The sequence below is a fragment of the Saccharothrix sp. DSM 118769 genome (genome assembly GCF_052936295.1).
This window is the reverse complement of record NZ_CP193627.1, coordinates 2,552,679-2,573,632: the sequence shown is the minus strand read 5'-3', so window position 1 is coordinate 2,573,632 and position 20,954 is coordinate 2,552,679. Positions and strand designations below refer to the sequence as shown.

Annotated in this window: 17 protein-coding genes; 8 read left to right on the top strand and 9 right to left on the bottom strand. The window is 74.7% G+C overall.

What is annotated here, in order from left to right; genetic code table 11:
• Positions 1-43: 43 nt before the first annotated feature.
• On the top strand, positions 44-3,853 hold the full coding sequence (locus ACRAKJ_RS11945; protein WP_438923599.1) for a DUF4062 domain-containing protein: 3,810 nt from the start codon (positions 44-46) through the stop codon (positions 3,851-3,853).
• 28 nt (positions 3,854-3,881) lie between these two features.
• Here the strand turns inward: ACRAKJ_RS11945 and ACRAKJ_RS11940 are convergent, their stop codons facing one another.
• The 5 genes from ACRAKJ_RS11940 to ACRAKJ_RS11920 all read right to left on the bottom strand — a co-directional run bounded on the left by ACRAKJ_RS11940 (position 3,882) and on the right by ACRAKJ_RS11920 (position 11,477).
• Positions 3,882-7,205, bottom strand: a complete 3,324-nt coding sequence (locus ACRAKJ_RS11940; protein ID WP_438923614.1) for a discoidin domain-containing protein — start codon at positions 7,203-7,205, stop codon at positions 3,882-3,884.
• Between the two features lie 200 nt (positions 7,206-7,405).
• Positions 7,406-8,008: an MSMEG_1061 family FMN-dependent PPOX-type flavoprotein gene (locus ACRAKJ_RS11935; protein ID WP_438923598.1), complete on the bottom strand. Its 603-nt coding sequence runs from the start codon at positions 8,006-8,008 to the stop codon at positions 7,406-7,408.
• Positions 8,009-8,160: 152 nt separating this feature from the next.
• Positions 8,161-9,438: a hypothetical protein gene (locus ACRAKJ_RS11930; RefSeq protein WP_438923597.1), complete on the bottom strand. Its 1,278-nt coding sequence runs from the start codon at positions 9,436-9,438 to the stop codon at positions 8,161-8,163.
• Positions 9,435-10,784: an alpha/beta hydrolase domain-containing protein gene (locus tag ACRAKJ_RS11925; RefSeq protein WP_438923596.1), complete on the bottom strand. Its 1,350-nt coding sequence runs from the start codon at positions 10,782-10,784 to the stop codon at positions 9,435-9,437. Before ACRAKJ_RS11925 ends, ACRAKJ_RS11930 begins: the two co-directional genes overlap by 4 nt.
• A gap of 132 nt (positions 10,785-10,916) precedes the next feature.
• Complete coding sequence (locus tag ACRAKJ_RS11920) at positions 10,917-11,477, bottom strand: QsdR family transcriptional regulator (RefSeq protein WP_438923595.1); 561 nt, start codon at positions 11,475-11,477, stop codon at positions 10,917-10,919.
• A gap of 141 nt (positions 11,478-11,618) precedes the next feature.
• Here ACRAKJ_RS11920 and ACRAKJ_RS11915 point away from each other — a divergent pair, with 141 nt between their 5' ends.
• The 4 genes from ACRAKJ_RS11915 to ACRAKJ_RS11900 all read left to right on the top strand — a co-directional run bounded on the left by ACRAKJ_RS11915 (position 11,619) and on the right by ACRAKJ_RS11900 (position 14,802).
• Entirely contained in the window at positions 11,619-12,716 is a 1,098-nt protein-coding gene (locus tag ACRAKJ_RS11915; RefSeq protein ID WP_438923594.1) for a histidine kinase, read from the top strand.
• Entirely contained in the window at positions 12,713-13,387 is a 675-nt protein-coding gene (locus tag ACRAKJ_RS11910) for a response regulator (RefSeq protein WP_438923593.1), read from the top strand. The genes ACRAKJ_RS11915 and ACRAKJ_RS11910 overlap by 4 nt, the downstream gene beginning before the upstream one ends.
• Positions 13,388-13,500: 113 nt before the next feature.
• Positions 13,501-13,923 (top strand): hypothetical protein, encoded by a 423-nt coding sequence (locus ACRAKJ_RS11905; RefSeq protein ID WP_438923592.1) that lies wholly within the window; start codon positions 13,501-13,503, stop codon positions 13,921-13,923.
• A gap of 60 nt (positions 13,924-13,983) precedes the next feature.
• On the top strand, positions 13,984-14,802 hold the full coding sequence (locus ACRAKJ_RS11900) for a phosphotransferase (protein WP_438923591.1): 819 nt from the start codon (positions 13,984-13,986) through the stop codon (positions 14,800-14,802).
• On the opposite strand, the gene ACRAKJ_RS11895 is transcribed toward ACRAKJ_RS11900, so the two are convergent.
• The 4 genes from ACRAKJ_RS11895 to ACRAKJ_RS11880 form a co-directional block, all read right to left on the bottom strand.
• Positions 14,799-15,236 (bottom strand): DUF3237 domain-containing protein, encoded by a 438-nt coding sequence (locus ACRAKJ_RS11895; protein WP_438923590.1) that lies wholly within the window; start codon positions 15,234-15,236, stop codon positions 14,799-14,801. The two genes, ACRAKJ_RS11900 and ACRAKJ_RS11895, sit on opposite strands and share 4 nt — an antisense overlap.
• On the bottom strand, positions 15,233-16,105 hold the full coding sequence (gene couO, locus ACRAKJ_RS11890) for a 4-hydroxyphenyl-beta-ketoacyl-CoA hydrolase (RefSeq protein WP_438923613.1): 873 nt from the start codon (positions 16,103-16,105) through the stop codon (positions 15,233-15,235). The genes ACRAKJ_RS11895 and couO overlap by 4 nt, the downstream gene beginning before the upstream one ends.
• A gap of 80 nt (positions 16,106-16,185) precedes the next feature.
• A complete protein-coding gene (locus tag ACRAKJ_RS11885; protein WP_438923589.1) occupies positions 16,186-18,135 on the bottom strand; it encodes an acetoacetate--CoA ligase in 1,950 nt (649 codons plus the stop codon).
• Positions 18,132-18,908, bottom strand: a complete 777-nt coding sequence (locus ACRAKJ_RS11880) for a crotonase/enoyl-CoA hydratase family protein (RefSeq protein WP_438923588.1) — start codon at positions 18,906-18,908, stop codon at positions 18,132-18,134. Before ACRAKJ_RS11880 ends, ACRAKJ_RS11885 begins: the two co-directional genes overlap by 4 nt.
• 30 nt (positions 18,909-18,938) lie before the next feature.
• Between ACRAKJ_RS11880 and ACRAKJ_RS11875 the strand changes: the two genes are divergently transcribed.
• The 3 genes from ACRAKJ_RS11875 to ACRAKJ_RS11865 all read left to right on the top strand — a co-directional run bounded on the left by ACRAKJ_RS11875 (position 18,939) and on the right by ACRAKJ_RS11865 (position 20,891).
• Entirely contained in the window at positions 18,939-19,370 is a 432-nt protein-coding gene (locus tag ACRAKJ_RS11875) for a MarR family transcriptional regulator (RefSeq protein ID WP_438923587.1), read from the top strand.
• 91 nt (positions 19,371-19,461) lie between these two features.
• The gene (locus tag ACRAKJ_RS11870) at positions 19,462-19,974 is read left to right on the top strand and encodes a SigE family RNA polymerase sigma factor (protein WP_438923586.1); all 513 of its coding nucleotides are present in this window, start codon (positions 19,462-19,464) and stop codon (positions 19,972-19,974) included.
• Entirely contained in the window at positions 19,971-20,891 is a 921-nt protein-coding gene (locus ACRAKJ_RS11865) for a hypothetical protein (protein WP_438923585.1), read from the top strand. The genes ACRAKJ_RS11870 and ACRAKJ_RS11865 overlap by 4 nt, the downstream gene beginning before the upstream one ends.
• Positions 20,892-20,954 lie beyond the last annotated feature (63 nt).

Below are 20,954 nucleotides of genomic sequence, written 5' to 3'. Positions count from 1 at the left end.
TTTCTGCGGTCCCGCTCACCGGCGGACTGGGGAGGATGGTGCGATGCGAGTCTTCGTGTCGTCGACCTTCCGCGACCTCCGGGCGTGCCGCGCGGTCGTGCACTCCACCCTGCGCAGCCTGCGGCTCGACGACGTCACGATGGAGCACTTCGTGGCCGAGCACGACCGCCCACTCGACGTGTGCCTGCGCAAGGTCCGGGAGTGCGACCTCTACGTGGGCGTCTTCGCCTGGCGCTACGGCTACGTGCCCGACGGCGGGGACCGGTCGATCACCGAGCTGGAGTACCGCGCCGCCGTCGAGGCGGGGAAGCCGTGCCTGGTCTTCCTGCTGCACGACGACGCGCCGTGGCCCCGGTCCAGCGTCGACCGCGGGGCCGAGGCGGATGCGATCGAGGCGCTCCGGGAGGAGCTGGCGGTGCGGCACACGGCGCGGTACTTCACCACGTCCGCGGAACTCGGCATCGCGGTGGCCACCGCCCTGCACCACCACCTCACCACCACCGACGACCCCGCGAAGCGGCTGGACCACATCAGCCCCGAGGCGGTGACCGCCTACTACCAGCGGTTGCAGAAGGAGTACGGCCGACTCGACCTGGACGCGCTGACCCCGCCCGAGCGCGAGGAGTACCTCCAGATCCTGCTGGAGTCGGTCTTCGTCGAGCAGTACGTCCGCGAGGACCGGCCTCCGACGAAGCTGCCGCCCGAAATCCTCCAGCGGCTCCGGACCGAGGGGGAGAGCGACGAGTCGGACCTGCCCGAGGGCATCGACCTGAACGACCTGCTGGCAGCTCAGGAGACGTACCGCGCCAAACCGCAGCGCCCCGTGCTGGAGGTGGTGTCCGGCTCCGATCGGCACGTCGTCGTGCTCGGCGACCCGGGCGCGGGCAAGTCGACGCTCGCCCGGTTCGTGGCGCTCGGCCTGGCCGGTGTCGACCGACGCCTCGCTCCACTGGCCGGCCACCTGCCGTTGTTGATCGAGCTGAGGCAGTACGCCGCGGCGCGTGAAGCCGGAGGGTGCCGCACCCTCCTCGACTTCATCGACGAACTCGCGAACGCCCAGAGCCTCGGCGTGGCCAAGCAGCACCTGGAGCCCTACCTGCAAGCCGGAGGACAGGCCGTGGTGGTCTTCGACGGCTTGGACGAGATCTTCGACCCCGGGCGCCGGGACGAGACCACGAAGGAGATCGCCGGTTTCGCCGGGCTCTACCCCGGTGTCCGGGCACTCGTGACGTCACGCGTCGTCGGTTACTCGCCCCGCCGGTTCACCGACGCCGGTTTCGCCCACCACACGTTGCAGGACCTCGACCACCGCCAGATCGCCGAGTTCCTGACGAGTTGGTACGCGCTGGCCCTGCACGACCGCCCAACGGAGGCGGCACAGCGGCGTGACAGGCTGCTGGAGGCCGTCCGGGACTCGCGCTCCATCGGCGAACTGGCCGGCAACCCCCTGCTGCTCACCATCCTGGCCATCATCGGCAAGCACCAGGTCCTGCCCCGGGAACGCTGGGAGGTCTACAACCACGCGGCCCGCGTGCTGGTCCAGCACTGGGACGTGAACCGGCGGCTGCGCGAGAAGCGCGTCGCCATCGACTACATCGACGAGGACGACAAGCGCGAACTGCTGCGCCGCCTGGCGTGGCGGATGCAGACGAAGGCCGACGGCACGACCGGCAACTACGTCCACCGCAGCGACCTGCAGCAGCTCTTCGAGAAGTACTTGATCGACAAGTACGGACGTGACCTGGCCGAGGCGAAGATCGCGGCGACCGTCATCATCGACCAGTTCCAGCACCGCAACTTCATCCTGAGCCGCTTCGGTCCCAACCTGTACAGCTTCGTGCACCGGACGTTCCTGGAGTTCTTCTGCGCCGACGAGGTGGTGCGGCGCTTCCAGCGCGAGCAGTCGATATCGCTGGACCAGGTCGTCGAGCTGTACGTGGAGCACCGGGCCGACGCGACGTGGCGCGAGGTGCTCCGTCTGATCGCCTCGGTGCTCGCCGACCGCCACGTGGAGCGGATCAGTTCGCGCCTCCTGGACGTCGACCTGCCCTGGCCGGTGGAGGAGTTCGTCGTCCCACCGCACGGTGTAGCCGTCGCCGTCCAGTGCCTGGGTGAGCGGAAGTCGATGAGAGGGCTTGCGAGCGTCGCGCAGCGGGCACTCGTCAAGGTGGTGCTGTTGCTGGAGCACTGCGTCGGAGTCGATGACTCCCGGGCAACCGACCTCATCAGGAAAGACCTGCTGCCGACGATCACATCGGTCGGCTCGGCCTGGCCCGCCCGGGAGGAGGTCGTCGACTGGTACCTGCGCCGTGGTCGGTGGATCATCTGGGCTCCGGTGACCGAACTGGCCGCGACCCTGCTCACGGTCTTGTTCAACGATCGCGTGGACGTCCTGCTGCTCCCGGCACACCTGGCCGGGAACAACGACCGACGTGCCTCGTCCGCCCTGTTCTCGGTGTCCGACGCGATGGAACTCGGCCCGACGACTCCCGGATCACCGGACGGGTCCGCGCGCGAGAAGAGCATGAAGGTGCTGGAACCGCTGACGAGGCGCTCGAACGCCGGGGGGAGGTACTGGGCCATTCGTGCGCTGGACCTCTTCCACCCCGGCGGACCGGAAGTCCGGGAACTGCTCCTGGACCGGCTTCGCCACGACAACAACAGCGACGTCGTCCACCTCGCCGCCACGTGCCTGCTGCGGCACACCCCAGGTGATCCGGAGGTCCGGGAAGCCCTGGTCCACCGCATTCCACAGGGCTTGTCGGTATCGATGATCCGCGTAATCCTGTTGCTCGTCACCGAGAACGACCTGAACCACCCCGGCCTCCGTCCGGTCCTCGCGGTGCGCGCGGTCGTGGAGTGCGGTGAGCTGTTCGGCGACAGCGACGTCAACGCGGTGGTCCGGTGCGTCGCCGACGAGCCGCAGCACCGCAGTGCTGCCGTCACCACTCTTCGGGCCATAGCCGAAAGTTCGTATCTTCACACTGACCGGTACAACGCGCTCGTGGTCTTGGACCACGTCGGACCTGACGACCCCGACATCCTCCAGGTCCTGTGGGACCGACTTCAGCGTGACCACGACGACGACGTGTTCCGCCTGGTTGCCACCTGTCTGCTGCGCCGCGTTCCGAACGACGTCGACGTCCTGGAGACGATGATCCGGCGAGTCGAGGACGCCTTGTCCTCGATGATGGGCCAGGCGGCTCGCCACGTCGCGGCAGCACACAACCTGGAGCATCCGCGACTCGAACTGGCCATCTTCCTCAGCGACGTCCTGGACGCCGGTTCGTCCGGCGACACCGGTCTGTTCGACGACACCGCCGCTGTCGCCGCCCTTCAGCGCCTCTCCGGTGAACTGCCCGACCAGGACGCCGTCGTCGCGGTCCTCGGCGACATCGCCACGGGCTCGACCGGTTACGAGGCGCGGCACAACGCGCTGATCACCCTCCAGCACCTCGCCCCGGAAGACCCGGTGGTGCGCGAACTGCTGTGGGACCGGTTGCGCCACGACAACGACGACGACGTGTTCCGCTTGGCCGCCACCTGTCTCCTGCGCCACGACCCGGACAACCCCGACATCCCGGGTGCCATGGCCCGTCGAGTGGAGCGGTCCCCTTCGCCGGCGTTCGCCCGCGCCGCTCGACTCGTCATCGAAGAGCACGAGCTGACCGGCCACCCACGACTTGCCACCGTCGCGGCCGAGCGCGCTCGGCCCGATTCCGATGTGCTTGCGAAGATCGCGCACAACGACATCCGGATCGGTGACCTGCCGGAGTTGGAGGAGTACGGCCCGCGGGACATCCCGCTGTCCTTGACGCAGTGGCTTCCGGGGCCGCGCCGACCGGGCCGCTGAACGCGATCCCGGTCGACGCGGTGTCCCGTCACCCGACCCGAACGGGCTTGCCGACGCTCGGCACCCCGTTCGCGTCGAGGGCGAACAGCAGGTATGACCCCGGCAGCGCGATCCCCGGGTCGGCGGGCACGGTCACGCGGTACGAGTTCGGGCCGACCAGCTGCGGCACCAGGGGGACTCGGCGCTGGTCGTTGTCCACGGAGTGGGTCACCGAGCTGGTGCGCATCAGCGCGAACCCGGTCACCGGGCGGTCGGTGCCCACGACGGCGGGGGCGCCGTGCAGGACCCTCGTCGGGCTCGTGGTGATCGACGGGCGCACGCGCGGCGAGCCGTCCGGGTTCAGCAGGTACGGCGGGGTCAGGACCTGGCCGTCCGGGTGGTTGGTCGCGCACCCGCCGCACAGGCCGCCGCCGCCCGAGAACACCCGGCCGTCCGGGAGCAGGTTGGCGACGCTGTGGTACGTCCTGGGCACGGCCATCGGGGCCAGGCGGGTGAACGCGCCGGTGGTCGGGTCCCACAGCTCGGGCACCAGGGTGGCCGTGTGGTCGCTGAACGGCACGGGCCGGCTCTGGCCGCCGATGACGACCACCTGGCCGTTGGGCAGGACCACGCTGTTGGCGAACGCGCGGGCGTGGGCCATGTCCGGCACGCGGGTCACCACCGGGGTGCCGGAGGTGATGTCGATCCTGTGCGCGCGGGTGGTGGCGTCGGCGTCCTGGTAGGCGGTGGCGCCGCCGACGGTCAGGATCTTGCCCACGTCGTACATGACCGCGTTGCCGTTCATGGCGTCGGCGCTGTCGCCGCGCACCCCCGCGTCGGTCACCGAGCCCGCGCCGGTCGTGCTGATCCAGTTCATCCGCCTGCTCGGGCCGGCGTGGAACACCCGGCCGCCGCCGACGGCGAACAGCCACGTGTGGTTGTCGGCCCGGTAGACGCCCTGCGGGTCGGCGGTCAGGAACGGCGCCGGCCGCACCCCGGACAGCGTGCGCCAGGCGTTGGTCGCGGGCGAGTACACCTCGGCGGTCTTGTTGCCCTCGCCGCCGCTCCACGAGCCGCCCACGGTGAACGCCTCGCCGGTCGACAGGGTGGTCTGCCCCTGGTAGCCGCGCGGGATCGCCATGTCGGCCGCGTCCACCCACGTGTCGGCGACGGGGTCGTAGATGCTGGTCTCGCCCGCGTCGCTGCCGCCGGTCACCAGCACCCGCCCGTCGGGCAGCACGGACGTGCCGGGGCAGAACATGTCGTGCCCGGTGTTGTCGACCCGGCGCTGGGTCACCTGCCCCGTGGCCAGGTCGAGGATCGCGGTCTGCGTGTAGCCGTTGGCGCCGCCGAAGTTGTCGGCCGCGTACGCGGACCAGGTGAGCAGCTTGTTGTTGGGCAGCAGCGCGGAGGCGACGGGCACGATCGGGAACCCGGTCAGCGGCCCCCACGCGCCCACCGCGCTCGGGTCGGGCGGCGTCGTCGGGCCCAGCAGGTCGATCTCGGCCGCCGAGGTCCACGGCCCGCGCCCGCCGGCCTCGGTCAACGCCGTCAGCCGCACGTACCGGGTCTCCACCGGCGCGCCGAAGTCCGCCCGGTGCACGCCCGCCGCGTCCGGCCACGTGCCCTCGGCGACCGGGGTGCTCCACGTGGTGCCGTCCGCGCTGACCTGCACCCGGTACCGGCCGATGCGCCCGTTGGTCTCGTCCGCGGGCCGGGTGCGCACCGAGATGCCGGTGACGGTCCGCGCCTGCCGGGTGTCCAGGGTGATCCAGTGCGGCAGCGGGGCCTCCGGGGCCGTCCACTTCGAGTGCCACAGGGTGTTCCCGACGCCGTCGAGCACGTTGGCCGCCCGCCCGTCCTCGCCGGTGGCCTCCTCGTCGGAGGCGGTGGCCACCCAGCCGAACCGGTCCAGCGGGCCGATCGGGCCGGACGGCGCGGCCGGGCCGTAGGCGTGGAACTCCGCGGCGGTGGCCCACGGCCCGCGCCCGCCCGCCTCGGAGGTCACCGTCACCCGCACGTGGCGGGCGCGCGGGTTGCCGGTGAGCACGGCGGTCTTGGGCGTGCCGTCGTCGTCCCACGTGCCGGTGGCGACGGGCGCGCCCCACGTCGTGCCGTCCGCGCTCACCGCCACCGAGTACGCGCCGACCCGACCGTCCGCCGAGTCCGCGCGCGGCGTCACGACGATCGCCGACACCTCCTGCTCGCGGCTCAGGTCGACGGTGACGGTGTGCGGCGGCGCGGTGGTCCCGCCGGTGCGCCAGTGGGTGCCGGTGTCGCCGTCCAGCAGCGCGGCGGCGGTGTGCGCGGGGTCCTGGGTGGACGCGGACGCCGTCCAGCCGACCCGGGACAGCGGCGACCGCGCGCCGGGCGGCGGGCCGAGCAGGTCGATCTCGGCCACCGAGGTCCACGGGCCGCGCGCGCCCGCCTCGGTGAGGGCGGTCAGCCGCACGTAGCGGGTGGTGACCGGCCGGGTGAACAGGGCGTGCCGCACCTCGCCGCCGTCCGGCCAGGCGCCCGAGGAGACGGTGTCGGCGAACGCCGTGCCGTCGTCGGACACCGACACCCGGTACTCGCCGACGCGACCGTTGACGCCGCTGGGCCTCGGCCGGTACAGCAGGCCGCTCACCGCGGTGGCCCGCCCCAGGTCCAGCGTGATCCAGTGCGGCAGCGGGGTCGGCGACGAGTAGCGGCTGTGCCACATCGTGGCCGGGTCGCCGTCGACCGCGTTCGACGCCGGGTCGGTGGCCTGCTGGTCGCTCGCGGTCGCGGTCCACCCGGTGCGCGGGAGCCGGACGGCGGGCGCGGGCGCGCCGGGGTCGCCCAGCAGGCCGATCTCCGCGGCGCTGGCCCACTGCCCCCGGCCGCCCGCCTCGGTGATCGCGGTCAGCCGCACGTACCGGGTGGGCGCGACGGCGAAGCTGAACGTCTTGGCGGACGCGTCGTCGGCGGCGGTGCCGGTGGCGACCGGTGCGCCCCAGGTCGTGCCGTCGGTGCTCAGGTGGATCTCGTAGCGGCCGATCGTGCCGTTCCCGCCGCCGGGGCGCGGGGTGTAGACGAGGCCGGACAGGCGCTGGGTCTGCCGCGTGTCGACGGTGATCGACTGCGGCAGCGGGGTCGGCGTGGTCCACGGGCTGTGCCAGATCGTCGACGGGTCGCCGTCGAGCGCGTTGGCGGCCCGGCCGTCCTCGCCGGCGACCTCCTCGCCGCTCGCGGTGGCCACCCAGCCGGTGCGCGGGACCGCGGTCGCGGCGGGCACCATCGCGGCGGCCGTGGCCACGACGTGCCGGTGGTGCTCCGCGTGCTCCTCGTGCTCCGCCGTCAGGGGCGGGAACAGTTGGGGCACCACGAGCACCCCCGCCGCCACCAGCACGGACAACCGTCTCGAACCGCTGCCTTCCGACACCCGTCCCCCTCCCCGCGCACAGCCCCCCGCCGTGTGCCTATCCGGTCGCGGGAAGGAGGGGGGCCATTACCGGTTCGGGGGAAAACCGGCCCGACGGCGGTGTCGGGTGCGTCGAACGCCGTCGCGCGGTTCGACCGGTCGCGCCGGTGACCGCCGAACTCGGGGTGTCAGCCGGAGGTGCGCAACCGGGCCTGCTGGGACTCGAACAGCTCGGCGACGTCCGGCAGGGAGTCGGCGGCGGGCCAGCCGGCCGGGTCCCAGGCGGACGAGCGGCGCAGCGCCTGGCCGCAGTGCAGGAACAGCTCCTCGACCTCCAGGACCACGGCCAGGGCGGGCGCGGGGTCGCCGAAGCGGTGCGCGAACGGGGCGTCGCGGACCGGGGTCGCGCGGCCGTTGACGCGCAGGACGTCGCCCCGGCCGGGGACGATGAACAGCATCCCGGCGCGCGGGTGCTGGAGGAGGTTGCGCAGGCTGTCCGCGCGGCGGTTGCCCGGCCGGTCCGGGAACGCGATGGTGCGCTCGTCGAGCACCAGGACGGTGCCGGGCGGGTCGCCGCGCGGGGACACGTCGACGCTGCCGTCGGCGGCGGTGGTGGCCAGCAGGTAGAACGTCGAGGCTTCGAGGAAGCGCCTCGACTGCGCGTCCACCACGTCGATCGCCTTGTCCCGCATGACCGGGTGCGGGTGCTCGACCAGCTCCCGCAGCTCGGCCTCGTCGCGGACCGGGGTGCCGAGGTCGGTGCCGTTCCAGGCGGGACGGGGCGTGCTCATCAGGGTCTCCGAACGCGTGGTCGGGGTAAGGCCACCCTCACCCAATCACGCGTTCGGAGCAACGGCGCCGCGTCGGGGCGCAGATCACAGTGCCCGACGCGGCGGGGACCGGGTCGGTGGCCGCACACCGACCCGGTCGGACGGGACCCGCGTCAGCGCACGTCCAGGTAGTCCTTGAACTGCACGGTCACCGCGTGCGCGTCCGAGGGCCAGGCCGGCACCGCGATCGTGCGCGACCGGCCTCCCGTGCCGCGCGCGACCTGGGTGACGCGGACGCTGCCCGAGGCGGGCAGGTAGGCGTCGATCGCGGTGAGGAACGGCAGGCCGCCGAACGGGGGCAGCACGACCCCGGGCGTCGAGGTCAGGTCGCACCCGTCGTCGAACGCGAACGCCGCGAGGACCTGGCGCAGGCGCGGCGCGACGGCGGGGGCGAGGACGTCGACCCCGTTGAGCTCCAGGCGGTCGGTGTCCGCCGGCTGCTGGTCGGCCCACCACTCGCGCTGGCGGACGACGGTGAGCGCGGTGTGCGCGGGGCACCGGTCGACCTGGTCGCCGATCCCGCCGGGGCGGGAGACCTGCAACCGCAGGAAGCGGTCGGAGCGCTCGAACGGCTCGACGTAGAAGTGGTGGACGAGTTCGCCGTCGCGGACCAGCTCGAACTCGTGGTGCCTGGCCCCGTGCACGCGCAGCGGGCCGAACGAGCCGTCGGCGGCGGTGCGCACGGCGTGGCGCGGGACGCCCCGGCGGGCGCCGGTCGCCGGGTCCAGCTCCCAGACGGTCAGCAGGCCCGCCGCGCCGTCGTTCTGCGGGAAGAACGTGGCGCGGCCGGCGACCGAGACCGCCGTCGGGAGCTGCGGCAGCACGAGCGTCGTGGCGGCGGGCCGACCGCGCAGGAAGCGGTGCACGTGGGCGAACCCGTCGGCGGACGTGGTGGTCTCGGTGTGCCCCAACGTGGTCAGGTACACGTTGGTCGCGCCGCCGATGGACCCGGTGGGTTGCAGGCTGCCCCACAGCGCCAGGGTCGGCACGCCGCCGGGCGGCGCGGCGGCCGAGCGCCCGTCGACGTTGACGTACCGGCGCACGCCCGAGGCGCGTGCCGGGTCGGCCAGGTAGGCGTGCAGGACGGTCGTGCCGCGCGAGTGCGCGACGACGTCCACGGTGGACGAACCGGTGCGCGCCCGGACGTCGGCGAGGAAGGTCTCCAGCCCGGCGACGGCGTGGTCGTTGGTGGGGATGCCCGTGTCGTACTCGAAGGCGTGCAGCAGCCGGTCCGGGTAGCCGTTGGAGGAGAACCGCTTGGCGTTGGACTGCCACTGCTGCGCCGAACCCTGCTGGCCGTGCACGAACACCACCGGGGTGAGCGGGTCGGCCTGGGCCGGCGCCGCGGGCGCGGTCAGCGCCAGGGCCAGCGCGATCAGCAGCGCCCTCACCGCGACCACCCGGCCAGGGCGTCGCGCAGGTTCTGCTTCGCGTCGGCGGGCAGCAGGTGACCGGCGCGGACGGCGTCGGCGTCGGCGGCCACCACCCGCCGCACGTAGCCCGCGTGGTCGGGGTAGAGCCGGTCCAGGGTGGCCCGGTCGAACGGGACGTGCGTGCCGAACAGCCGGCAGAACGTCTCGCCGGAGTTGTCGCCGGTGTTCAGCGCGGTCGGCGCGACGACCTGGGACAGCCGGACGCCACCGAGCGCCAGGCCGAGCGCGTCGCGCTTCTTGGTGACGCCGTCCGCCTCGAACTCCAGCGGCCGGGCCGCGGGCGGCGGCGTGCCGTGCTCCGCCCAGCGCCGCAGGTGCTCGTAGGCCGCCGCGGTGACGTGGTGGACCGGGACCCGGCTGAACGGCGGCCGGTCGCAGGCGTACGAGGGCGCACCGCCGAGGTCGCGCTCGGAGATCGGCTCGCGGTAGACCTGCCCCTGGTGCCCGGAGTGCGCGCCGCCCGCCACCTCCCAGCGGCGGAACAGGTCGGTGTCGGCGGGCCGGCGCGCACTGGGCACGTCGGTCTCGGACAGCACCTGGAAGACGGGTTCCGCGCCGACCCGGGTGGGCGCCGGGCCGACGACGAACGCGTAGCCGTCGAACACCGGCCGCTGCCGGGGCAGGACGCGGTCGTAGAGCACCGCCATCCGCCCCGCGGACTGCGACGCGCCGACGGCCAGCAGCGTCCGGGCGCGCAGGGGGCCGAGCAGCCGGTCCCCGGCGACGGCGCGACCGGCCTGGGTGAAGACGTCGTAGGACAGCTCGTCGGCGGTGAACCGGCCGCCGCCGGTCACGTCCAGGTCGCCGTAGCGGGCCGGGCTCCACCCGCGCAGCTGGTCCACGCCGACGCGCTGCGCCGACACGCCGACCCAGGCGTGACCGGCCCGCAGCACCGACTCGGCGTGCCACAGCGCGTCCAGGTCGTACCCGGCGGTGACGTTCTGCCACTCGACCAGCGCGGTGCCGCTGAAGTGCCGGGCGTGCGCGGGCCGCCGCACGACGACGCGGGTCGTGTACGGCACGCCGGTGGCGACCCGCGTGCCGTCGACCGCGTAGCCGTCCGCGACGCCGGAGAGGTGGAACTCCTGCTCGACGTACCCGGCGGCGGCGAGGTCGGCGGGCGTGGAGAAGAACGGGTAGGTGTCCTCGACCCGCTCGGCGAGCCGGTCGCCCGGCACCGCCCCGGGCAGGGGGCCGACGAGGCTCGGCGGCCGGTCCGGTGGTGCGGCCACCGCCTGGGCGGCCGGGAGCAGCGCCCCGAGGGCGATCACGAGCGGGACGAGGCCGCGCGGCGAGAACCGCATACCGACTCCCTCGACTGTGGGGGATGGTCGTGCCCGAACGTAACCGGGCCGTCACAGGACCCACCAGCGCCCGCGGCGATCGTGAGACGGCGGTCTCAGCACCCGCCGCCCGGCGTTCCCGGCACCCGGCGGTCAGCGCGGCAGCAGCACGCTGCGGGCCGCCCGTTCGGTCAGGTCCGGGTCCAGCGGCCGGCCGCCGAGCAGCTCGGCGTAGAGCGCGGACTCCACGATGCGCACGTACAGGAACGCGACCTGGTCGAGCCCGGCCGGGCGCCAGTCCCCCGGCACCTCCAGCAGGATCTCCCGCTGCGCCGACACCGCCCGCCGGTGCACCGCGCCGGTGCCGGTGAACAGCACGCGCGCGGCCGTCTCCGGCTCGTCGCGCAGGAAGTCCCGGAACGGCCCCGCCACCCGCAGCCGGTCCACGAAGTGCCGGGTGACCTCCAGGACGCCCTCCACGCCGGAGGTGCGCCGCCGTCGCCTGGCCCGGTCGAGGACCCTCTCGCCGAGCCGCCACAGCACGTCGCCGAGCAGCCCGTCACGGCTGTGCACGACGCGGTAGAGCGTCGCCCGGCTGATGGCGAGGCTCCTCGCCACCCCGTCCATGTCGACCTCGCCGTGCCGCAGGAAGAACTCGCAGGCGCCGTGCACGACCTGCTCCCCGCTCACCACGCGCCGCGCGTCGTCCGCCACCGCCAACCCGTTCCCGCCGGACCGCGCGCCCGGCCGCTCGCCCCGTGGCCGCCACGCCCGCGACCGCCTCCCGACCACCTCGCATCATGGCCGTCCCGCACCCGGTTGACCACGCCGTTCGGCCTCCAGCACAGTGGGCGCGTGCAGTGGGCGCTGAGCATCCTGGCCGTCGTGGCGTACGCGACGCTGCCGCTGGGCGGCTCGGGCGAGTACCGGACGTACCTCGTGCCCACCCTGGTCCTCGGCCTGGTCTACGTCGTGCTGGCCACCGCCGGGTTCCACCGGGTGCGCGGCGGTGGCCGGGCGCTCGCGGTCGCCTACACCGCCGTCCAGCTGCCGCTGGGCTTCCTGGTGTTCGCGCTGTCCGGCGCGACGATCGGGGGCATCCTGCTGCTGGTGGTGCTGGTCTCGCAGAGCAGGCTGCTGCTGCCGCTGCCCGCCGCCGTCGCGGTGGTGGTGGCGGTGCCGCTGGTGCACGCGCCGATGGAGTGGCGGGACGGGCTGCGCGAAGGGCTCGGCACGTTCGCCGCGTGCGCGTTCGCCCTCGTCATCACCGAGCTGCTGCTGCGCGAGCAGCGGTCCAGGGCGGAGCTGGCGGCGGCGCACGAGCGGTTGCGCGGGTACGCGGCGCAGGCCGAGCAGCTGGCGACCACCCAGGAGCGCAACCGGGTGGCGCGCGACATCCACGACGGCCTGGGCCACCACCTGACCGTGGTGCAGATGCTGCTCCAGGCGGCGCGCGCGGTGATCGGCACCGCCGACCCGGACCGCCTGGACGCGATGCTGGAGAAGGCCCAGGACCAGTCGCGGGCGGCGCTGGCGGAGGTGCGCCGGTCCGTCGCCGCGCTGCGCGAACCCCGGTCCGCGCCGCTGGTGGACGCGCTGCGGTCGCTGGCGGACGCGACCCGCGAGGCGGGCGTGCCGACCGGGCTGGAGGTGCGCGGCACGGCGCGCGAGGTGCGCGTCGAGGTCGAGGAGTCGCTGTTCCGGGCCGCCCAGGAGGGTCTGACCAACGTCCGCAAGCACGCCGGCGCGACGGCCGCGACCGTCGTGCTCGACTACGGGCGCGGCGACCTGGTCCGGCTGGAGGTGCGCGACGACGGGCGCGGCGGTGACCCGGACGGCCCCGGGTTCGGCCTGGTCGGGGTGCGCGAGCGGGTGGCGGACCTGGGCGGGCGGGTGTCCGTCGACTCGGCCGCCGGGCGCGGCCTGACGCTGACCGTGGAGGTGCCGGGGTGAGCGACCGGGTGACCGGCGGGGACCGGTCCGGCCCCGTCCGCGTGCTGATCGCCGACGACCAGGCCCTGTTCCGCGAGGCCCTGGCGACGCTGCTGGAGGTCCAGCCGGGCATCGAGGTGGTCGGCGAGGCCGGTGACGGCGAGCAGGCCGTGCGGCGGTGCGCCGAGCTGCGCCCGGACGTGGTGCTGATGGACCTGCGGATGCCCGTGCTGGACGGGATCGCGGCCACCGACCGGCTGCGGGTCGAGCAGCCCGGCGTGCGGGTGCTGGCGCTGACCACGTTCGACGACGACGCGGACGTGTTCGCGGCGCTGCGCGCGGGCGCGGTCGGCTACCTGCTCAAGGACGTCTCGTCGGCCCGGCTGGTGGAGGCGCTGGTCGCGGCCCGGCGCGGCGAGTCCGCGCTGCACCCGTCGGTCGCGACCAAGCTGGTGGCCCGGATCGCCCGGCTGCCGGAGGAGGACGCCCCGCCGCGCGCGTCGCCGCTGTCGCGCCGCGAGCTGGAGGTGGTGCGGCTGCTCGCCGCCGGCCGCAGCAACCGCGAGATCGCCGGGACCCTGTTCCTGGCCGAGGGCACGGTGAAGAACCTCGTCACCGGCGTGCTGGCCAAGCTCCGGGTGCGCGACCGCACCCAGGCGGCGCTGCGGGCGCGCGACCTCGGCCTGCTCTGAACCCGGCCCGCCCTGAACCCGCCCCGGCCCGGCCTGCCCCGGCCGGGGTCACGTGACCCCGCGCATGACCTTCGGCACCTGACCGCGCGCTCCTCCGCGACGACCATTCCCCCATGACGAACCGCGGTGCAGGGGCAGACCGGGAGACCGCCGGGGGAGCGCAGCGTTCGAGGGGTGCGCTGCGCTTCACCCGGCACCTGCTGGAGATGGTGGCGGCCATGCTGGTGGGCATGGTCGTGCTGGGGCCGGTCTGGTCGTTCGCCTGGCCGGGCCTGGAGGAGGTGCCCACCGCGCACGTGCTGGTGATGGCCACGGACATGTCGGTCGGGATGGCGGTGTGGATGCGCGTGCGGCGGCACGCGTGGCCCGGCGTGGTCGGGATGTGCGCCGCGATGTACGCGCCGTTCCTGGTCCTGCTGCCGTTCCACTGGGCCGGCGCGCTGTCCGGGGCGGCCCTGATGACGGCGGGGCACGCGCTGATGGTCCCGGCGATGGTGGCGGCGATGCTGCGCCGCCGCCACGAGTACACCTGCTAGCGCCTTGGTAGGGTCGCGCCGGCGAGGGCACGGCGGCGCGAGGAGGGGGACCCGGCGACGGTGCGGACCCCGGAGTTCCGGCGCGCGGTGGCCGCGGCCACGTCGGTCGCGGCGTCGGTCGGCTTGGCGGTGGACGACACCACCGTCCTCCAGGACTCCGACAAGCTCACCCTGCGGCTGCTGCCGTGCGACGTCGTGGCCCGGGTCGCGCCCGAGGCGGAGCAGGTCGCGCGGACCGAGGTCGAGCTCGCCCGGCGGCTCGCCGCCTCGGGGAGCCCGGTGGCCGCGCTCGCCGACCCCGGCGTCCACGAGCACGACGGGTTCGTGGTCACGCTGTGGACCTATTACGGGCCCGCGACGCCGTCCCCGGTCCCGCCGGCCGACTACGCCGACGCGCTCGGGCGGCTGCACGCCGGCCTGCGCGCGCTCGACCTCCCCGTCCCGCACTTCACGGACCGGGTCGAGCAGGCCCGGCGGCTCGTGGCGGACCGCGACCGCACCCCGGGCCTGGCCGGCGCGGACCGGGACCTGCTCGCCGGCGCGCTGCGGGACCCGCGCCGGGCGAGCGGCGGGGCCGAGCAACTGCTGCACGGCGAGCCGCACCCCGACAACGTGCTCGCCGCGGCGCGCGGACCGCTGTTCGTGGACTTCGAGACGTGCTGCCGCGGGCCGGTCGAGTTCGACCTCGCCCACGCGCCCGAGGAGGTCGGCGAGCACTACCCGGGCGTCGACCGGGACCTGCTGCGCGAGTACCGGCGCCTGGTGCTCGCGATGGTCACGACGTGGCGCTGGGACCGGCACGACCGGTTCCCGGACGGGCGGCGGCTGGGCGTCGAGTGGCTCGGCCGGCTCCGGGCGGGGCTCGGCCCCGAACGCTAGCCGCGCACCGCGCGGTGGAACGCGAGCGCGACGCCGACCGGTCGCCCGCCGTCGAGGAGGAGGTCGAGCGTGCCGACCAGGACGGCGTCGTTGAGCCAGGCGTGCGGACCGGCCGGTGCCTCGACGCGCGGGGTGGTGAGGCCGCGCGGCACGCCGCCGTCGACGCTGATCGTGCCGCTGTTGGTGACGGTCAGGACCGTGCCGTCCTCGGTGCGCACCAGGTACTTCGCGGTCACGGTGGGCACGCCGTCGGCGCGGACCAGGCTCCAGTCCGCGCCGATCGGCAGGACCTCGCCGGTGATCAGCGGACCGTCGGCGCTGCCGCCGGTGATGGGGATGACGCGCCGCCGGCCGCCGGGGACGGGTCCGGCGTCGATCGGCTCGCCGACCAGCACCCGCAGGCGGGCGACGAGCTCCAGGGCGGGGTGCGTCACCGGGTTCCCCCCAGGCCGAGCAGGCGGACGGCGTTGTCCTTGAGCACCAGCGGGCGGACCTCGGGCTTGACGTCCAGCTCGGCGAAGTCGGCGCGCCACCGGTCCGGCGTGATGACCGGGTAGTCGGACCCGAACAGCACCTTGTGCCTGAGCAGCCCGTTGACCGCGCGCACCAGCTGCGGCGGGAAGTACTTCGGCGACCAGCCGGACAGGTCGATGTGGACGTTGGCCTTGTGCGTCGCGATGGAGATGGCGGCGTCCTGCCACGGCACCGAGGGGTGCGCGAGCACGACGGTCAGCTCCGGGAAGTCGGCGGCCACGTCGTCGAGCAGCATCGGGTCGCTGTAGCGCAGCTTGACGCCGCGCCCGCCGGGCAGTCCCGCGCCGATGCCGGTCTGCCCGGTGTGGAACAGCGCGGGCACGCCGGCCTCGGTGATCGCCTCGTACAGCGGGTAGAAGGCGCGGTCGTTCGGCTCGAACGCCTGGAGGCTCGGGTGGAACTTGAAGCCGCGCACGCCGTGGTCGCGGACCAGCGACCGGGTGCGCCGCACCGCGCCGGCGTCGTGCGGGTCGACCGAACCGAACGGGATCAGCACGTCGGCGTGCGCGGCGGCGGCGTCGGCGATCTCCTCGCTGGACAGCGCCGGGTGGCCGAGCGCGGTGCCGGCGTCGACGGTGAAGACGACGGCGGCGGTGCGGCGCGCGCGGTAGTGCGCCGCGATGGCCTCCACGGTGGGCGTGCGGTCCTGGTCGGCCTTGAAGTACTTCGCGGAGGCGTCGAGGAGTTCGCGGTCGAGCGCGAAGCACCCGTGCGCGTCCTGCTCCACGTGCACGTGGAAGTCGACCGCGTCGAGCCCCTCGACGTCCATCCCGGCGGCGTCCATCCCGGCGACGTCCATCCCGGCGGCACCCACCCCGGCGTCGTCCGTCCCGGCACCCGTCCCGGTGTTCACGGCCGCCACCCCTCGAACGCGTCCAACGAGGTCGGGTCGGCCAGCACGTCGCGGCCGGCGACGTCGTCCACCGCCGCGCCGCGCAGGATCTTCTTCACCGGCAGCTCCAGTTTCTTGCCCGTGCGGTTGCGGGGCACCGCGGGCACGGCGGTGATCCGGTCGGGCACGTGCCGGGGCGACAGCGCCGAGCGCAGCGCCCCGACGACCCGGGCGCGCAGCGCGTCGTCCAGCTCCGCGCCGGCCGCGAGTTGCAGGAACAGCAGCAGCTCCCCGCTGCCGCCCGACTGGTCCTCCAGGTGCACGACGAGGCTGTCCTCCACCTCCGGCAGCTCCTCGACCACCGCGTAGAACTCGGCGGTGCCGAGCCGGACGCCGCCGCGGTTGAGGGTGGCGTCGCTGCGCCCGGTGATGACGCAGCCGCCCCCGTCGCGGAAGCGCACCCAGTCGCCGTGCCGCCACACGCCGGGGTAGGCGTCGAAGTACGCGCGGTGGTAGCGGGACGCGGGGTCGGTCGGCTCGGCGTCGCCCCAGAACGCCACCGGCATGCTCGGCGCGGGTTCGGTGACGACCAGTTCGCCCAGTTCGCCGACGACCGGTCCGCCGTGCACGTCGAACGCGGCGCAGGCCATGCCCAGCGCGGGACCGGAGATCTCCCCCGCCCACACCGGCTGCCACGCGCTGCCCTGCACCAGGGCGGTGCAGACGTCGGTGCCGCCGCTGCCGTTGTTGAGCAGCACGCGGTCGCCGAACTGGCCGCGCACCCAGTGGTAGCCCTCGGCGGGCAGCGGGCTGCCCGCCACGCCGATCTGCCGCAGCCGCCGCAGCCCCAGCTCCCCCGGCCGCAGGCCCTTCGCCCGGCACGCCATCAGCCAGCCCGGCGAGGCGCCCAGGGTGGTCACGCCGGTCTCGTCGGCCAGCCGCCACTGCCACCCGGGGTCGGGGTGCACGGGGTTGCCGTCGACCAGCACCACCGACGCGCCGACCAGCAGGCAGGACACGGAGAGGTTCCACATCATCCACGCGGTGGTGGAGAACCACTGGATGCGGTCGCCGGGGCCGAGGTCCCAGGACAGGGCGTGGTTCTTGGTGTGCTCGACGGTGATGCCGCCGTGGCCGTGCACGATCGCCTTGGGCTTGCCGGTGGTGCCGGAGGAGAACAGCACGTAGAGCGGGTGGTCGAACGGGACGGGCTCGAAGTCGAGGGGGCCGGGCCGGGCGAGCAGCTCGTCCCAGCCGACCGCGTCGGGCAGCGAGCCGCCGCCGTAGGGGATCTCCACGACGTGCCGCAGGCCCGGTAAGCCGGCGCGGAGCTCGGCCACGGTGTCCCGGCGGTCCACGTGCCGGTCGCCGTGGACGTACCCCGGCACGGCGAGCAGCACGGCCGGCTCGACCTGCGCGAACCGGTCCACGAGGCTGCGCGCCCCGAACTCCGGCGCGCAGGACGCCCACACCGCGCCGAGGCTCGCGGTGGCCAGGAAGGCGACGAGCGTCTCGGGCGCGTTGGGCGCGAAGGCGACCACGCGGTCACCCCGGCCGACGCCCAGCCGCACGAGGCCGGCGCGGGCGCGGGCCACCTGGTCGCGCAGCTCCGCCCAGGTCAGCTCGACCGGCGGCCGGGTCTGGGAGTGCGCGACGACGGCCACCTCGTCGCCGAGGGGGTGGCGCAGGGCGTGCCACGCGTAGTTCAGCTCCGCGCCGGGGAACCACTCCGCGCCGGGCATCTCCCGGCGGCCCAGCACGGCGCGCGGCGGCGTGGTGAACGTGATGCCGAAGTGCTCCACGACGGCGGACCAGAAGCCGTCGAGGTCCGTGACGGACCAGCGGTGCAGCTCGGTGTAGTCGGCGAAGCGCAGTCCGCGCTCCCGCTCCACCCAGGCGGCGAAGCGGCCGATGCGGGTGGTCTCGCGGACGTCCGGGGGCGGCGTCCACAGCAGCTCGGGGGTCATGACGGGTCCACCTTCGGTCCGCGTCCGGTCAGGAACTCGGTCATCCGCCGCTGGGCCTCGTCGCTGCTGGAGGCGACCGCGGCCATCAGCGCCTCCAGCAGGTAGCCCTGGTCCGGCGCGGCCTCGGCGATCCGGGGCAGGGCCTGGAGCACGGCGAACGTGGTGATCGGCGAGGTCTTGGCGATCGTCGCGGCCAGCCCGAGCGCGTGCGCCAGGCCCTCCCCCTCGCCCACGAGGTACTGGGACAGGCCCAGGGCGTGCCCCTCGGCGGCGTCCAGGACGCGGCCGGTGAGCATCAGGTCCGCCATCCGCGCCACGCCGATCAGCCGGGGCAGGCGCACCGCCGCGCCGCCGCCGGTGAACAGGCCCCGCTGCCCCTCGGGCAGGGCGTAGAACGCGGAGGGCTCGGCGACCCGGACGTGCGCGGCGCAGGCCAGTTCGAGGCCGCCGCCGATGACGGCCCCGCGCAGCACCGCCACCACCGGCACGGTGCCCCGCTCGACCCGCTCGAACGCCCGGTGCCACGCGCGGGAGTGCGCCACGCCGGCGAACGCGTCGACGCCGGTGAGGCCGCCCAGGTCGAGCCCGGCGGAGAAGTGGTCGCCCTCGGCGTCGAGCACGACCGCGCGGACGCCCGCGGGCGGGTCGGCGAAGAACTCGCCGAGCCCGCGCACGGTGGCGTCGTCGAGCGCGTTGCGCTTGGCCGCGCGCGCCAGGCGCAGCACGGCGACCTCGCCGCGGTCCTCCACCTGCAACGTGGGTGGGAGCGTCATGCGGCCGACGGTAACAGGAAACCTGTCATCATGGAGGATGTGCCGGTGGAACCCTCGCTGCTCTACGCCGTGAAGCAGGTGGAGCTCGCGGTGCGGGCCAACCTCGACGAGGTGCTGCGCCCGCACGGCCTCACCACGTCCACCTACACCGCGCTGACCGTGCTGGAGCGCCGCGAGGGCATGACCACCGCCGACCTGGCCCGCAACAGCTTCGTCACGCCGCAGGCCATGGCCGACATCATCACCGCGCTGGAGAGCCGGGGCCTGATCAGCCGCCGCCCCGACCCGGACCACGGGCGCAGGCGGCTGATCGACCTGACCGCGCCGGGCCGGGCCGCGCTGGCCGAGGTCGCGCCCGCCGTCGCCGCGCTGGAGGAGCGCATGGTGGCGGGCCTGGACGAACCCGCCCGGCGGACCCTGCGCGACTCGCTCAACTCGTGCCGGGCGGCCCTGCGGGGGTGATCCCCGCGACTTTCCGCCGCGCGGCGTGCAGCGGATCGGCCGGCCCGACCGTTGAGGGGTGTGATCACGAGACGAGTCGCTGGACGGGAGCGTGCCCGTGGAGTTCGGTGAGTACGTGGCCGGACGACGTCCGGCGCTGATGCGGTTCGCCACGGTGCTGACCTGTGAGCCCTGGCTGGCCGAGGACCTGGTGAGCGACGTGCTCGCCAGGGCGTTCGAGCGCTGGGACCGGATCTCGCGGACGGACCAGCCGCACGCCTACGTGCGGCGGATGGTCGTCAACGAGTACCTGTCCTGGCGACGGAGGTTGGGCCGCGCCGCCCCCCGGGCCGACGTCGAGCCCGAGGCGCGGCCGGTGGGCGACGGCGCCGACGAGCGCGCCGAGCGGGACGCGATGATCCGGCGCCTCGCGGGCCTGCCCCGCAAGCAGCGCGCGGCCGTCGTGCTGCGCTACTACGCCGACCTGCCCGACGCGGACATCGCCGCGGAGCTGGGCTGCCGGGTGTCGACGGTGCGCAGCCAGATCTCCCGGGCGCTCGCCACCCTGCGCATCGACCTGACCGCCGACCACCCCGCCCACGCCACCTACCAGGAGACGAGATGAGCGACCTGCGCGTCCTGCGCGACGCGTTCGGCGAGCTGGAGCGGCGGGCGGACGCCGTGACCGCCGAACGCCCCTTCGAACGCCCCCGACCCGCGAGGTCGGGCACCGCGCCCCGGTTGGTGCTGGCCGCCGTCGCGGTCGTCGCGGTCGCCGGCGCGGCGGCCGGGATCTCCCTGCTCGTGCCGGAGCAGCCCGCCGGCACGCAGGTCGCGGGACCGCCGACCACGTCGCCGACCTCGTCCGCGCCCGCCACGTCCGCGCCGCCGACGCCGCCGGACACGCCGGCCGCGCTGGCCGAGCGGTTCCGGGCCGTCCTGGGCGACTCGGCGACGTTCACCGTGACCGACGGCGGGCCCGGCCTGGTGGTGATCGACCTCCCCGCCATCCCCGCCCCCGGGTCGTCCGACGCCGGCACCCCCGCCTCCGGGACGCCCGCCTCCGGGGTGCCGAGTTCCGGGGTGCCCGCCTCCGGGACCCCCAGCTCCGGGACCCCCAGCTCCGGGGTGCCCAGTTCCGGGACCCCCAGCTCCGGGACGTCGTCCACGCCCGCGTCACCGGGGAAGCAGGTGGGCGCGTCGATCCGCGGCACGCTGACCGCGGCCGGTGTCAGCGGCGGGTACGACCTGGTCGTGTACCCCACCAACCGCGGCGTGGCCTCGTGCGACGGCATCCCGGGGTCCGACTGCGTCCGCCGCGACCTGCCCGACGGCTCCTCGCTGATCACCCAGCGGGTCGCGCTGGACGTGCACCCCGGGGGGGTGACCCACGTGGCCGCCCTCTCGCGCGCCGACGGCCTCCAGGTCGTCTTCCACGTCAGCAACGTGGAGGACCCCAAGGGCCGCGGCGCGCTGCTCGCCGCCGCTCCCCCGCTGACGCTCGACCGGATGACGGAGATCATCACCTCCGACCTCTGGTGACGTCCCCGGCGGTGGCGGCCCGGGTGGTGGCGGTCCGGGTGGGCCGCCACCGCCGGTCGCGGG